Origin of the sequence: Streptomyces sp. NPDC091412, from assembly GCF_044756885.1 — a bacterium.
In the GTDB taxonomy this organism is placed as follows: Bacteria; Actinomycetota; Actinomycetes; order Streptomycetales; family Streptomycetaceae; genus Streptomyces.
This window is the reverse complement of the sequence record NZ_JBIVTV010000001.1, coordinates 624760-637422: the sequence shown is the minus strand read 5'-3', so window position 1 is coordinate 637422 and position 12663 is coordinate 624760. Positions and strand designations below refer to the sequence as shown.

The 12663-nt window shown below is 72.3% G+C and carries 14 protein-coding genes; 12 read left to right on the top strand and 2 right to left on the bottom strand.

Going from position 1 to position 12663, the window contains the following annotated elements:
• Window positions 1-289 precede the first annotated feature (289 nt).
• Window positions 290-1864, bottom strand: a complete 1575-nt coding sequence (locus ACIQMV_RS02895; RefSeq protein WP_402590637.1) for an oxidoreductase — start codon at window positions 1862-1864, stop codon at window positions 290-292.
• A gap of 194 nt (window positions 1865-2058) precedes the next feature.
• Here ACIQMV_RS02895 and hisD point away from each other — a divergent pair, with 194 nt between their 5' ends.
• The 10 genes from hisD to ACIQMV_RS02845 all read left to right on the top strand — a co-directional run bounded on the left by hisD (window position 2059) and on the right by ACIQMV_RS02845 (window position 9863).
• Window positions 2059-3384 (top strand): histidinol dehydrogenase, encoded by a 1326-nt coding sequence (gene hisD, locus ACIQMV_RS02890; protein WP_402590635.1) that lies wholly within the window; start codon window positions 2059-2061, stop codon window positions 3382-3384.
• Between the two features lie 7 nt (window positions 3385-3391).
• Entirely contained in the window at window positions 3392-4507 is a 1116-nt protein-coding gene (locus ACIQMV_RS02885) for a histidinol-phosphate transaminase (protein ID WP_402590633.1), read from the top strand.
• Entirely contained in the window at window positions 4504-5106 is a 603-nt protein-coding gene (hisB, locus tag ACIQMV_RS02880; RefSeq protein WP_141361802.1) for an imidazoleglycerol-phosphate dehydratase HisB, read from the top strand. The genes ACIQMV_RS02885 and hisB overlap by 4 nt, the downstream gene beginning before the upstream one ends.
• Before the next feature lie 88 nt (window positions 5107-5194).
• Window positions 5195-5359, top strand: coding sequence for a hypothetical protein (locus tag ACIQMV_RS02875; protein WP_172632997.1), 165 nt, complete (start codon window positions 5195-5197; stop codon window positions 5357-5359).
• Window positions 5350-6000: an imidazole glycerol phosphate synthase subunit HisH gene (hisH, locus tag ACIQMV_RS02870; RefSeq protein ID WP_376503426.1), complete on the top strand. Its 651-nt coding sequence runs from the start codon at window positions 5350-5352 to the stop codon at window positions 5998-6000. The genes ACIQMV_RS02875 and hisH overlap by 10 nt, the downstream gene beginning before the upstream one ends.
• A gap of 4 nt (window positions 6001-6004) precedes the next feature.
• Window positions 6005-6730, top strand: coding sequence for a bifunctional 1-(5-phosphoribosyl)-5-((5-phosphoribosylamino)methylideneamino)imidazole-4-carboxamide isomerase/phosphoribosylanthranilate isomerase PriA (gene priA / locus ACIQMV_RS02865; RefSeq protein ID WP_141361806.1), 726 nt, complete (start codon window positions 6005-6007; stop codon window positions 6728-6730).
• The gene (locus ACIQMV_RS02860) at window positions 6727-7131 is read left to right on the top strand and encodes a Rid family hydrolase (RefSeq protein WP_402590629.1); all 405 of its coding nucleotides are present in this window, start codon (window positions 6727-6729) and stop codon (window positions 7129-7131) included. The genes priA and ACIQMV_RS02860 overlap by 4 nt, the downstream gene beginning before the upstream one ends.
• Complete coding sequence (gene hisF, locus ACIQMV_RS02855; RefSeq protein WP_141361810.1) at window positions 7128-7883, top strand: imidazole glycerol phosphate synthase subunit HisF; 756 nt, start codon at window positions 7128-7130, stop codon at window positions 7881-7883. The genes ACIQMV_RS02860 and hisF overlap by 4 nt, the downstream gene beginning before the upstream one ends.
• A gap of 121 nt (window positions 7884-8004) precedes the next feature.
• Entirely contained in the window at window positions 8005-8592 is a 588-nt protein-coding gene (locus ACIQMV_RS02850; protein WP_141361812.1) for a transcriptional regulator, read from the top strand.
• 14 nt (window positions 8593-8606) lie between these two features.
• Window positions 8607-9863: an MFS transporter gene (locus tag ACIQMV_RS02845; protein ID WP_402590626.1), complete on the top strand. Its 1257-nt coding sequence runs from the start codon at window positions 8607-8609 to the stop codon at window positions 9861-9863.
• Between the two features lie 25 nt (window positions 9864-9888).
• Here the strand turns inward: ACIQMV_RS02845 and ACIQMV_RS02840 are convergent, their stop codons facing one another.
• Complete coding sequence (locus ACIQMV_RS02840) at window positions 9889-10524, bottom strand: TIGR03085 family metal-binding protein (protein ID WP_402590624.1); 636 nt, start codon at window positions 10522-10524, stop codon at window positions 9889-9891.
• Window positions 10525-10688: 164 nt separating this feature from the next.
• On the opposite strand from ACIQMV_RS02840, the gene hisI reads away from it, so the two are divergent.
• Both hisI and ACIQMV_RS02830 read left to right on the top strand, forming a co-directional pair.
• Window positions 10689-11090, top strand: coding sequence for a phosphoribosyl-AMP cyclohydrolase (gene hisI / locus ACIQMV_RS02835; RefSeq protein WP_141361818.1), 402 nt, complete (start codon window positions 10689-10691; stop codon window positions 11088-11090).
• A gap of 11 nt (window positions 11091-11101) precedes the next feature.
• Window positions 11102-12616 carry an anthranilate synthase component I gene (locus tag ACIQMV_RS02830; protein WP_141361820.1) on the top strand — a complete coding sequence of 505 codons (1515 nt, stop codon included), beginning with the start codon at window positions 11102-11104 and terminating at the stop codon, window positions 12614-12616.
• The last annotated feature ends 47 nt before the right edge of the window (window positions 12617-12663 follow it).

The following is a 12663-nucleotide window of genomic DNA, read 5'->3' as shown; positions in this document are numbered from 1 at the left end:
TGCACAAGCTGTGGTTCGACAAGAACGGCTCCGCCGGAGGCGCCGCACGACCCCAGTCCCGTCCCTAGTGCTGTGATCGGAAAGGTTCACCGGCTCGCGGCGCCCGGCACGGCACTCCCCCAGCCTTCGGCCGGGGGTACCCCCACGCCGCGTTGTCGCATCACCCGAGTACATCCCGTACGCGGGCGATGCTCCGCCTTGCGATGCTCCCCCACTGCCTGAAGGGCGTGGGAGGTGCCCCCAGCACCGGACGCCGCGAGCTTCCCGGCAAACCCTTCCGGCCACAGCACTAGCTCCGCCGCAGCAGCCGCGTTGCGCCCGCCGCCACCGTCGTGGCCAGGGTCCAGCCGAGCAGGATCAGTGCCGCGGCGAGCCACTGCCAGCCGCCGCGCAGCTGCCACTCGCCCGCCTGGCCCAGGTCGACGACCGGCAGCAGCAGGTCCAGGGCGAGCAGGGCGGGGTTCCACTCCGGGCGGCCGCCGGGGTCGGCCGGGGGCGGGCCCGCGCGCGCGAAGGCGAGCGAGCCGGCCGCCCACAGCACCGCCATCCACACCGCGGCGCGGCCCGGACGGTACCCGTAGGCCACCGTCCAGTCCTGGAGGTAGCCCACGAGCTTGGCGGCGAGCGGCAGGGTCTCGCGGCGGCGGCGCTGCTTGGCGAGCAGCACCTCGCGCGCGTCCACGTCCTCGCCCGCCTCCCGCAGTACGGCGGCCAGGCGCTCGTACGGCTCCGGGTTGTACTCGGCGGTCGCCGCCGCCACCCAGTTCAGCCGCTCGGTCAGCGGGAACGGGCCCCGCGGCACCAGGTTCTCGTAGGCGAAGCCGCCCATGTGCAGGCTGCCCGGCGCGGGCCAGCTGCTCGCCCGGTCGACGAGGGTGACGACCCGCGCCCCGGACAGCAGCACCTGCCCGCGCGGCGGCCGCTCCCCGAGGAAGCGCAGCTCCGGCGTCTGCACCCGGCGCAGCGACAGCACCTGCTCGTCGGTGAGGGTGAAACGGGCCCGCTCCAGATCGACCGCGTCACCGAACCGCCCGTCGTCCAGACGCACCCCGCCCCGGCACTCGAAGGGCTGAATCCGCGTCCCGTGTGCGGGCGTCACCCCGCTCAGCGGTCCGCCGACGCCCGCCGGGGTGAGGTACAGCGTGCGCTCCACCGTGAGCTGCGGCGCGTTCAGCGCGAACCGCTCCCGCGGGTTGGTGAGCCGCGCCCCGCGCAGGCTCAGCGACACGCCGATCTTGGCGCTGCGCAGGCTGAACTCGCCGTACGACTCCAGCAGCTCCGCCTGGAGGTCCTGGCCCACCGTCATCCCGTCGGCGGCGATCGAGCGGCCGGCGCGGTCCCGGTGCACGACCGCCTGGTTGAGCAGCAGGTCCGTGCCGATGTGCGCGTCGGTCAGCCGTATCCCGCCGGTGAACCGGCAGCGCGGCAGATGCAGGTCGCCCTCGGTGCGCACGCGGGCCGCCTCCAGCCGCGGCACCGAGCAGTCCACCAGCCGCACGGTGGTGAAGTGCGCCTCCGGCAGCAGGACCTCCTGGTCGAACCGGCAGCCGTTCAGCTCCATGTACGGCAGTACCGCGCCCCCGGCGAGGTCCAGGGCGCCCGTGATCCGCAGGCCGTGGAGCTTCAGGGACGACACGCGCCCGGCGAGTGCGGGCGGCCCGTCCAGGAGCAGCCAGCAGACGACGCGCGCCCGCACGGTCCGCTCGGGCCCCCACGGCTGCCCGCCGTGCGGATCGTCCACCACGGCGTCGCCGCTGCGCAGGTCGTACACGCTGCCGTTGCGGAAGGCCTGCCACATTCCCGCCTCGGTGGCGGTCAGGTCGTCGGACAGGTCACCGGAGTGCAAGCCGGCCCCCTCGGCCACGGTCCTCCCTCCCTCCCCGGCTACTCGCTGGTTGGCTACGCTTCGTACAACCGGTCATGCCCGATCGGTGACGCTCTGAACACGAAATGTGAAGGGGGCCTTCCGTGTTCCGTACCAGCCACTGATACGGCGTTCTGTATCAGCCACTGATACGGACGGACGGTGCCCGCGCGCGGTCTGAGAGAATTGACACCGTGATCACCCGAATCGATCTGCGCGGCGACGCCCTCCCCGAGGGGCCCGCCCTGCGCGACCTGCTGCCCCGAGCCGACTTCGACGTCTCGGCCGCCCTGGAGAAGGTGCGCCCGATCTGCGAGGCCGTGCATCATCGCGGCGACGCGGCGCTGATCGACTTCGCCGAGAAGTTCGACGGCGTACGTCTGGAGTCGGTGCGGGTCCCGGTCCAGGCGATCGAGGACGCGCTGGAGAAGCTCGACCCGGACGTGCGCGCGGCCCTGGAGGAGTCCGTCCGGCGCGCCCGGCTCGTCCACCGCGAGCAGCGCCGCGCCACGCACACCACCCAGGTGGTGCCCGGCGGCTCGGTGACCGAGAAGTGGGTGCCCGTCGAGCGCGTCGGGCTGTACGCGCCGGGCGGCCGGTCGGTCTACCCGTCCTCCGTGGTCATGAACGTCGTGCCCGCCCAGGAGGCCGGCGTCGAGTCGATCGCGCTCGCCTCGCCGCCCCAGGCCGAGTTCGGCGGGCTGCCGCACCCGACGATCCTCGCCGCCTGCGCCCTGCTCGGCGTCGACGAGGTGTACGCGGCGGGCGGCGCCACCGCCGTGGCGATGTTCGCCCACGGCATCGAGTCCTGCCCGCCCGCCAACATGGTCACCGGCCCAGGCAACATCTGGGTCGCCGCCGCCAAGCGGTACTTCACCGGCAAGATCGGCATCGACACCGAGGCCGGCCCCACCGAGATCGCGATCCTCGCGGACGCCGGCGCCGACCCGGTGCACGTGGCCTCCGACCTGATCAGCCAGGCCGAGCACGACCCGTTGGCCGCCGCCGTCCTGGTCACCGACTCCGTGGAGCTCGCGGACGCGGTCGAGAAGGAGCTGGAGCCGCAGGTCGCGGCGACGAAGCACATCGAGGACCGGATCCGCCCGGCGCTGTCCGGCAAGCAGTCCGCGATCGTCCTGGTCGACGGCCTCGACGAGGGCCTGAAGGTGGTCGACGCCTACGGCGCCGAGCACCTGGAGATCCAGACGGCCGACGCGGCGGCGGTCGCCGACCGGGTGCGCAACGCCGGAGCGGTCTTCGTCGGCCCCTGGGCGCCGGTCTCGCTCGGCGACTACGCGGCCGGTTCCAACCACGTGCTTCCCACCGGCGGCTGCGCCTGCCACTCCTCGGGCCTGTCCGTCCAGTCCTTCCTGCGCGGCATCCACATCGTGGACTACACCCGGGACGCCCTCGCCGAGGTCGCCCACCACGTGGTGACGCTGGCGGAGGCGGAGGACCTCCCGGCGCACGGCGCGGCGATCAAGGCGAGGTTCGGCTGGAAGGTACCGACGAGCAAGTGAGCGGCAAGTGAGCTTCGGAATCGACGATCTTCCCGTACGGGACGAGCTGCGCGGCAAGACCCCTTATGGCGCGCCCCAGTTGGACGTCCCCGTACGGCTGAACACGAACGAGAACCCCTACCCGCTGCCCGAGCCGCTGGTCGAGCGGATCGCCGAGCGGGTGCGCGAGGCCGCCCGCAGCCTCAACCGCTATCCCGACCGGGACGCGGTGGAGCTGCGCACCGAACTCGCCAGGTACCTGACGAGGACGGGCGGCCACCGGGTCGGCGTCGAGAACGTCTGGGCGGCCAACGGCTCCAACGAGGTCATCCAGCAGCTGCTCCAGACCTTCGGCGGTCCGGGCCGCACCGCGATCGGCTTCGAGCCCTCGTACTCCATGCACGCGCTCATCGCGCGCGGCACGGGCACGGGCTGGATCTCCGGGCCGCGTCGCGAGGACTTCACGATCGACCTTCCCGCCGCCGAGCGGGCGATCGCGGAGCACCGCCCGGACGTCGTCTTCGTCACCACCCCCAACAACCCCACCGGCAACGCGGTGTCGCCGGAGACGGTCCTCGCGCTGTACGAGGCGGCGCAGGCGGTGAAGCCGTCCATGGTGATCGTGGACGAGGCGTACATCGAGTTCAGCCACGGCGCCTCGCTGCTGCCGCTGCTGGACGGCCGGCCGCACCTGGTCGTCTCCCGCACCATGTCCAAGGCGTTCGGCGCCGCCGGTCTGCGCCTGGGCTACCTCGCGGCGCACCCGGCGGTCGTGGACGCCGTGCAGCTGGTCCGGCTGCCGTACCACCTCTCGGCGGTCACGCAGGCGACGGCACTGGCCGCCCTGGAACACACCGACACGCTGCTGGGCTATGTCGAGCAGCTGAAGGCCGAGCGGGACCGGCTGGTCGGCGAACTGCGCGCGATCGGCTACGACGTGACCGAGTCGGACGCCAACTTCATCCAGTTCGGGCGGTTCGAGGACGCCCACACCGCCTGGCGGCGGATCCTGGACCGGGGCGTCCTGGTCCGGGACAACGGCGTACCGGGATGGCTGCGGGTCACCGCGGGAACGCCGAAGGAGAACGACGCGTTCCTCGACGCGGTACGGGAACTGAAGAAGGAACAGGAGCAGAGCGGATGACTCGCGAGGGACGCATCGGAAGGGTCGAGCGCACCACCAAGGAGACCTCGGTCCTGGTCGAGATCGACCTCGACGGCACCGGGAGGACCGACATCGCCACCGGCGTCGGCTTCTACGACCACATGCTCGACCAGCTCGGCCGGCACGGTCTGTTCGACCTGACCGTGAAGACGGACGGCGACCTGCACATCGACTCCCACCACACCATCGAGGACACCGCCCTCGCGCTGGGCGCCGCCTTCAAGCAGGCGCTCGGCGACAAGGTGGGCATCTACCGCTTCGGCAACTGCACGGTCCCGCTGGACGAGTCCCTCGCCCAGGTCACCGTCGACCTGTCCGGCCGCCCGTACCTCGTGCACACCGAGCCCGAGAACATGGCGCCGATGATCGGCGAGTACGACACCACGATGACCCGCCACATCCTGGAGTCCTTCGTCGCCCAGGCGCAGATCGCGCTGCACGTGCACGTGCCCTACGGGCGCAACGCGCACCACATCGTGGAGTGCCAGTTCAAGGCCCTGGCCCGGGCGCTGCGGTACGCGTCCGAGCGCGACCCGCGCGCGGCCGGCATCATCCCCTCCACGAAGGGCGCGCTGTGAGCGACGCACGCGCGGCCGCCGGGCCGCAGACGACGACGATGGCCGCGCCTCTGCGCCGCGCGGGCGGAGAAGCGAACGGAGGGGCACTGTGACCGGTCTGTCCACCCTGCTGATCGTCGTCGGCCTGTTCCTGCTCGGCGGCATCATCTCCTTCGTCAAGCAGCAGATGCCGAAGAGCCTCATCGTGCTGCTGTCCATCGGCGCGGCGATGTGCCTCGTCGCGGGCGTGATGCGGCTGGAGGTGTGGAATTGAGCACCGGCGCGAAAAGGGTGGTGGTCTTCGACTACGGCTTCGGCAACGTCCGCTCCGCCGAGCGGGCCCTCGCCCGCGCGGGAGCCGACGTCGAGATCACCCGCGACTACGACGCGGCGATGAACGCCGACGGTCTGCTGGTGCCGGGTGTGGGTGCGTTCGCCGCCTGCATGCGGGGCCTGAAGGACGTGCGCGGCGACTGGATCATCGACCGCCGGCTGTCCGGCGGGCGCCCGGTGATGGGCATCTGCGTCGGTATGCAGGTCCTCTTCGCGCGCGGCATCGAGCACGGCGTGGAGGCCGAGGGCCTGGACGAGTGGCCCGGCACGGTCGAGCCGCTCCAGGCGGACATCGTGCCCCACATGGGCTGGAACACCGTTCAGGCGCCGGCCGGCTCGGAGCTGTTCGCCGGCCTGGACGCGGACGCCCGCTTCTACTTCGTGCACTCCTACGCCGTCCACGACTGGCGGCTGGAAACCCACAACCCGGCGCTGAACGCCCCCAAGGTGACCTGGGCGACGCACGGCAAGCCCTTCGTGGCCGCCGTGGAGAACGACGCCCTGTGGGCCACCCAGTTCCACCCCGAGAAGTCCGGCGACGCCGGAGCGCAGCTGCTCACCAACTGGATCGGAACCCTGTAGAGACATGGCCAAGCTCGAACTCCTCCCCGCCGTCGACGTCCGCGACGGCCAGGCCGTGCGCCTCGTGCACGGCGAGTCCGGCACGGAGACCTCGTACGGCTCTCCGCTGGAGGCCGCCCTGGCCTGGCAGCGCGCGGGCGCCGAGTGGCTGCACCTGGTGGACCTGGACGCCGCGTTCGGCACCGGCGACAACCGCGAGCTGATCTCCGAGGTCGCCAAGGCCATGGACATCAAGGTGGAGCTGTCCGGCGGCATCCGCGACGACGACACCCTCGCCGCCGCCCTGGCCACCGGCTGCACCCGCGTGAACCTCGGCACCGCCGCCCTGGAGTCCCCCGAGTGGGTCGCCGAGGTCATCGCCCGGCACGGCGACAGGATCGCGGTCGGCCTGGACGTACGGGGCACCACACTGCGCGGCCGCGGCTGGACCCGCGACGGCGGCGACCTGTACGAGACGCTGGAGCGCCTCGACAAGGAGGGCTGCGCGCGCTACGTCGTCACCGACATCGCCAAGGACGGCACCCTTCAGGGCCCCAACCTGGAGCTGCTGAAGAACGTCTGCGCGGCGACCGCCCGCCCGGTGGTGGCGTCGGGCGGTGTCTCCTCGCTCGACGACCTGCGGGCGCTCGCCGGCCTCGTGCCGCTCGGTGTCGAGGGCGCCATCGTCGGGAAGGCCCTGTATGCGAAGGCGTTCACCCTGGAAGAGGCCTTGGAGGCAGTGGCGTCATGACGTCGGAAGCCGTACGGCGCGTGCAGAGCGGAAGTCCTTGGGAAGAGACATTCGGTTACGCGGGCGCCGTGGCGGCGGGCGACCGGGTCCTGGTGGCCGGCATGACGGCCTTCAAGGGCCGTGTGCTGTACGGGGAGGGCGATCCGTACGAGCAGGCGAAGGTCGCGCTCGCCAGCGCGCTGGAAGCGCTCGCCGAGTTCGGGCTGGGCCCCGGGGCGGTGGTCCGGACCCGGATGTACCTGACCCATCTGCGGGACGTGGACGAGGTGGGCAGGGCCCACAAGGAACTGTTCGACCTGGTGCGTCCGGTCTCGACCCTGCTGGTGGTCGAGGGCTTCGTGGATCCGCGCATCCTGGTCGAGATCGAGCTAGAGGCATACAGAGGAGCCGTGGATTCATGACCCTGGCGGTCCGAGTCATCCCCTGCCTGGACGTGGACGGCGGCCGGGTGGTCAAGGGCGTCAACTTCCAGAACCTGCGTGACGCCGGCGACCCCGTCGAGATGGCCAAGGTGTACGACTCCGAGGGCGCCGACGAGTTGACGTTCCTGGACATCACCGCGTCCTCGGGCGACCGGGAGACGACGTACGACGTGGTGCGCCGTACCGCCGAGCAGGTGTTCATCCCGCTGACGGTGGGCGGCGGCGTCCGCACCACCGAGGACGTGGACAAGCTGCTGCGGGCGGGCGCGGACAAGGTGGGCGTCAACACGGCCGCGATCGCCCGCCCGGACCTGATCCGGGAGATCGCCGAGCGTTTCGGCCGCCAGGTGCTGGTCCTGTCGGTGGACGCCCGCCGCACTCCCTCCGGGAGCTTCGAGGTGACCACCCACGGCGGCCGCCGGGGCACCGGCATCGACGCGGTGGAGTGGGCGCACCGGGCGGCGGAGCTGGGCGCGGGCGAGATCCTGCTCAACTCGATGGACGCGGACGGCACGAAGGACGGCTACGACCTGGAGATGATCGCGGCCGTCCGCAGGCACGTGACGGTACCGGTGATCGCCTCGGGCGGCGCCGGCAAGCTCGCCGACTTCCCTCCGGCCGTCACGGCGGGCGCGGACGCGGTCCTGGCCGCCTCGGTCTTCCACTTCGGCGATCTGCGCATCGGCCAGGTCAAGGAGGCACTGCGCGGGGCGGGACACCCCGTTCGGTAGCCCGAGGCAGCGCATGGCCCCGGTCGCCCCGAAGCGGCCGGGGCCTTTTCGTGCCGATACGCGAAAGAGAAGTTGCGCAATTCTTGTTGTGCAACTTTCCTTTCGTATCTAGGGTGGGTGCATGCCACGCGAGGAGAACCGGAAAGTCACTGATCTGGGCACGCTCAAGGCGCTCGCCCATCCATTGCGCATGAAGCTCTACCGGCTGCTGTTCGTGGCCGAGGCGGCGACCGCCTCACACCTGGCCGAGCAGGTGGACGAAGCCGTGTCCCTGGTCAGCTACCACCTGCGCAAGCTCGCCGAGCACGGTCTGATCGAGGCGGCCGAGCCGCGCAGCGGGGACGCGCGGGAACGCTGGTGGCAGCCGGCCTCGGACGGCGTCTCCATCCGTGACGAGGACTTCCGGGACGCGCCGGAGAAGGTGACGGCGCACCTCGCGGCCTCCCGGCTCTTCCTGGAGCAGCGCGTCGAGATGTACCGCACCTACCTCGACGAGCGCCTCCACTGGGGGCGGGAGTGGAACGACGCCGCGTTCGACTCGGAGTCGCTGCTGCGGCTGACGGCCGCCGAACTGGCCGAGCTCAAGAAGGACGTGCACGACCTGCTGACGAAGTACGACGAGCAGGGCCGGGCCCGCGAGGCGGCCGGCGACACCGAAGGGCGCGAACACGTCGCGCTGCACACGTACGCCTTCCCGTTCCGCGTCTGAGAGAGGTCACTGCCTTGACCACCGCGTCTGCGATATCCGCCGGCGAACGTGCCGCCGAGCGCCCCGCACACCGCGACGGCAACGTCCTGCGCTGGCTCGCCGCCTACACCGCCTCGATGATGGGCGACAACGTCTACTACCTCGCCCTGTCCTGGGCGGCCATCCGTGCCGGATCGCCCGCGCAGGCCGGGGTGGTCATGGCGGTCGGCGCGCTGCCCAGGGCGCTGCTGATGCTGGGCGGGGGAGTGATCGCCGACCGGCTCGGGCCGCGGAGGGTGGTGATCGGCAGCGACGCCGTACGCTGCGTCGCCGTCCTGGCGGTGGCCGCCCTGCTGTGGCTCGCCAGCCCCGGCCTGTGGCTGCTGGCCCTGCTCGCCCTGGTCTTCGGCACCGTGGACGCCGTGTTCATGCCCGCGGTGGGCGCCCTGCCCGCGCGAGTGACGAGCCGGGACCAGCTCGCGCGCGTGCAGGGCATGCGGGGGCTGGCGATCCGGTTCGCGAGCGTCGTCGGCGCGCCGCTCGGCGGCCTCGGCGTCGCACTCGGCGGCGCCGCGGCGGCGTTCGGGTGCGCCGGACTGCTGATCGCCGTGTCCCTGCCACTGCTGCTCTCCGTACGGATCCGGGACCTGCCGCAGGACGACACCGCCGACGCCGCCGACAGCACCCCCTGGCGCGACCTGGTGGCGGGCCTGCGCTACATCCGCCGCCACCGTGTCCTCGGCCCGCTGATGCTGGCCATCGCCTTCGGCGACCTCGGCTTCGTCGCCCCGCTCAACGTGGGCCTGGCCCTGCTGGCCGACCAGCGCGGCTGGGGCGCCTCCGGGATGGGCTGGGTACTGGCGGGATTCGGCACCGGGGCGGGTGCGGCCTCCCTGCTGCTGGCGGTGCGCGGCCGGCTGCCGCACGCCGGACACGTGGCCGCGTACATGATCCTGGCCGGCTCCGTGGCCATCGGCGCCCTCGCCTTCGTCCCGAGCGTCGTCGCCGCCGCCTCGGTGGCCGTGCTGATCGGCCTCCTCGTCGGACTCAGCGGCGCCCTGTGCGGCGCACTGCTGCAGACCCAGACCGATCCGGCCTACCTCGGGCGGGTCACCGCCGTGGGCGGCCTGATCAGCCTCGGCTTCGCCCCGCTCAGCATGCCGCTGTCGGCCGCCGCGATCGGGGCCTGGGGGACCGGCCCGGTGTTCGTCGTCAGCGCGGCGGTGTGCGGTCTGGGCGGGGTCGTGGCCCTGGCCGCCCCCGGCCTGCGCCGCGCCGAACTGCCCCACTGACCCCGCCGAAGCGGCGCGGCGGGGTTCAGAGCCCCAACTGCTTGGTCTCCGACAGCTTCGTGATCGCGTCCTGGTCGCCGACCGTCTCGACCCGGGCCGTGCCCTGCCGGCCGAACGCGAACAGCAGCAGCTCCGACGGCTCGCCCGTCACCGTCACCACCGGCGTGCCCCGGTGCGCCACGGCCGTCCGGCCGTCCGGGCGGCGCAGGACCAGGCCGGTGGGGATGCCCCGGCCCAGCAGCCGGGCGGTGCGCTCCAGCCGGGACCACAGGGTCTCCTGGAAGACCGGGTCGAGCTCGCGCGGCGTCCAGTCGGGCTGGGCGCGGCGCACGTCCTCGGTGTGGACGTAGAACTCGACGGTGTTGGCCGCCTCGTCGATCTGCTTGAGCTGGAAGGGTGAGAAACGGGGCGGGCCGGTACGGATCAGCTGGATCAGCTCCTCGTACGGCTTCGCCGCGTACTCCTCCATCACCTTCTGGAGGCGGGGCGCCAGCGGCTTGATCAGCACGCCCCCGGCCGCGTCGGGACGCCGCTCGCGCACCACCACGTGCGCCGCCATGTCCCGGGTGAGCCACCCCTCGCAGAGGGTGGGCGCCTCAGGGCCGGCGGTCTCCAAGAGATCGGCGAGAAGGAGCCGTTCACGCTTGGCAAAGGTCGACATGTGGTCAGCCTACGACCACGCAGCGAGTCCGCCCACCCGTCGACCGGCCACACCAGGCGCCGAGCCGACCGAGGGACCGGCGCCCGAAAAGCCCCGTCGCGCCGGGGCGCTCAGCCAGTGGAACGCCGCCCGGGACGCCGGTCCCGCGCGGCACAATGGCACCCATGACCAGCACGCCCGGTACGCCCACGCCCAGCAGCCTCGACCAGGAGATCGCGCGCCGCCTCAAGCGCAGCGCCGACGGGCTCCTGCCCGCCATCGCCCAGCAGTACGACACCGGCGAGGTACTGATGCTCGGCTGGATGGACGACGAGGCGCTGCACCGCACGCTGACCACCGGCCGCTGCACCTACTGGTCGCGCAGCCGCCGGGAGTACTGGGTCAAGGGCGACACTTCCGGGCACGTGCAGCACGTCAAGTCCGTCGCCCTGGACTGCGACGCCGACACCGTGCTGGTCAAGGTCGACCAGGTGGGCGCCGCCTGCCACACCGGCGACCGCACCTGCTTCGACGCCGACGTCCTGCTGAAGGACGCCGGTTCCGGCGCGCCGGCCGAAGGTCAGTAAGGTCAGCCGCCATGGACCTCGAGACGTTCCGCAAGCTCGCCACCGACCGCCGCGTCATCCCGGTCACCCGCAAGCTCCTCGCCGACGGCGACACCCCGGTCGGGCTCTACCGCAAGCTCGCCGCCGAGCGCCCCGGCACCTTCCTGCTGGAGTCCGCGGAGAACGGCAGTACGGCGTACACCTGGTCCCGGTACTCCTTCGTCGGCGTCCGCAGCGACGCCACCCTCACCGAGCGCGGCGGCCAGGCCCACTGGCTCGGCGCCCCGCCCGTCGGCGTCCCCGCCGAGGGCGACCCGCTCGCCGCCCTGCGCACCACCGTCGAGACCCTGCACACCCCCCGCGACCTGGCCCACGACCTGGGCCTGCCGCCCTTCACCGGAGGCATGGTCGGCTACCTCGGCTACGACATCGTGCGCCGCCTGGAGAAGATCGGCCCCGGCGAGCGCGACGACCTGCGGCTGCCCGAGCTGACCATGCTGCTCACCTCCGACCTCGCGGTCCTCGACCACTGGGACGGCACGGTCCTGCTGATCGCCAACGCGATCAACCACAACGACCTGGACACCGGCGTCGACGAGGCGTACGCCGACGCCGTGGCCCGCCTGGACGCCATGGAGGCGGACCTGTCCCGCCCGGTCGTCCAGCCGCCCGCCGCGCTGCCGCCCTCCGAACTGCCCGAGTACACCGCGCTGTGGGGCGGCGAGGACTTCCAGGCGGCCGTGGAGGACGTCAAGGAGCGCATCCGCGCGGGCGAGGCCTTCCAGGTCGTCCCCTCCCAGCGCTTCGAAACGCCGTGCACGGCGAGCGCACTGGACGTCTACCGGGTGCTCAGGGCCACCAACCCCTCGCCGTACATGTACCTGTTCCGGTTCCCCTGCGGGGACGGAGACGCCTTCGACGTCGTCGGGTCCAGCCCGGAAGCCCTGGTGAAGGTCGAGGACGGGCGGGCCATGGTCCACCCCATCGCCGGCACCCGGCCGCGCGGCGCCACCCCGCAGCAGGACCAGGCCCTCGCCGAGGAACTGCTCGCCGACCCCAAGGAACGCGCCGAGCACCTGATGCTCGTCGACCTCGGGCGCAACGACCTGGGCCGGGTCTGCGAGCCGGGCTCCGTCGAGGTCGTCGACTTCATGTCCGTCGAGCGGTACTCGCACGTCATGCACATCGTCTCCACCGTGACCGGACGGGTCGCGGCGGGCCGCACCGCCTTCGACGTGCTGACCGCCTGCTTCCCGGCCGGCACCCTCTCGGGCGCGCCGAAGCCGCGGGCCATGCAGATCATCGACGAACTCGAGCCGTCCCGGCGGGGGTTGTACGGCGGCTGCGTGGGCTACCTGGACTTCGCCGGCGACTCCGACACCGCCATCGCCATCCGCACCGCGCTGCTGCGCGACGGCACCGCCTACGTCCAGGCGGGCGCCGGCATCGTCGCCGACTCCGACCCGGTGGCCGAGGACACCGAGTGCCGCAACAAGGCAGCGGCCGTGCTGCGGGCGGTGCACACCGCGAACCGGCTGGGACGGTAGGGCGTTTCTCACGTCCGGCACATGAACCCCGGCTGACACGGCGCCCG

Excerpts from the sequence above, each read along its gene's own strand:
- hisB (WP_141361802.1), top strand. The coding sequence starts at position 4,504 with ATGACTCGCGAGGGACGCATCGGAAGGGTCGAGCGCACCACCAAGGAG.
- ACIQMV_RS02840 (WP_402590624.1), bottom strand. The coding sequence starts at position 10,524 with ATGTCGACCTTTGCCAAGCGTGAACGGCTCCTTCTCGCCGATCTCTTG.
- hisI (WP_141361818.1), top strand. The coding sequence starts at position 10,689 with ATGACCAGCACGCCCGGTACGCCCACGCCCAGCAGCCTCGACCAGGAG.
- ACIQMV_RS02850 (WP_141361812.1), top strand. The coding sequence starts at position 8,005 with ATGCCACGCGAGGAGAACCGGAAAGTCACTGATCTGGGCACGCTCAAG.
- hisF (WP_141361810.1), top strand. The coding sequence starts at position 7,128 with ATGACCCTGGCGGTCCGAGTCATCCCCTGCCTGGACGTGGACGGCGGC.
- priA (WP_141361806.1), top strand. The coding sequence starts at position 6,005 with ATGGCCAAGCTCGAACTCCTCCCCGCCGTCGACGTCCGCGACGGCCAG.
- ACIQMV_RS02830 (WP_141361820.1), top strand. The coding sequence starts at position 11,102 with ATGGACCTCGAGACGTTCCGCAAGCTCGCCACCGACCGCCGCGTCATC.
- ACIQMV_RS02860 (WP_402590629.1), top strand. The coding sequence starts at position 6,727 with ATGACGTCGGAAGCCGTACGGCGCGTGCAGAGCGGAAGTCCTTGGGAA.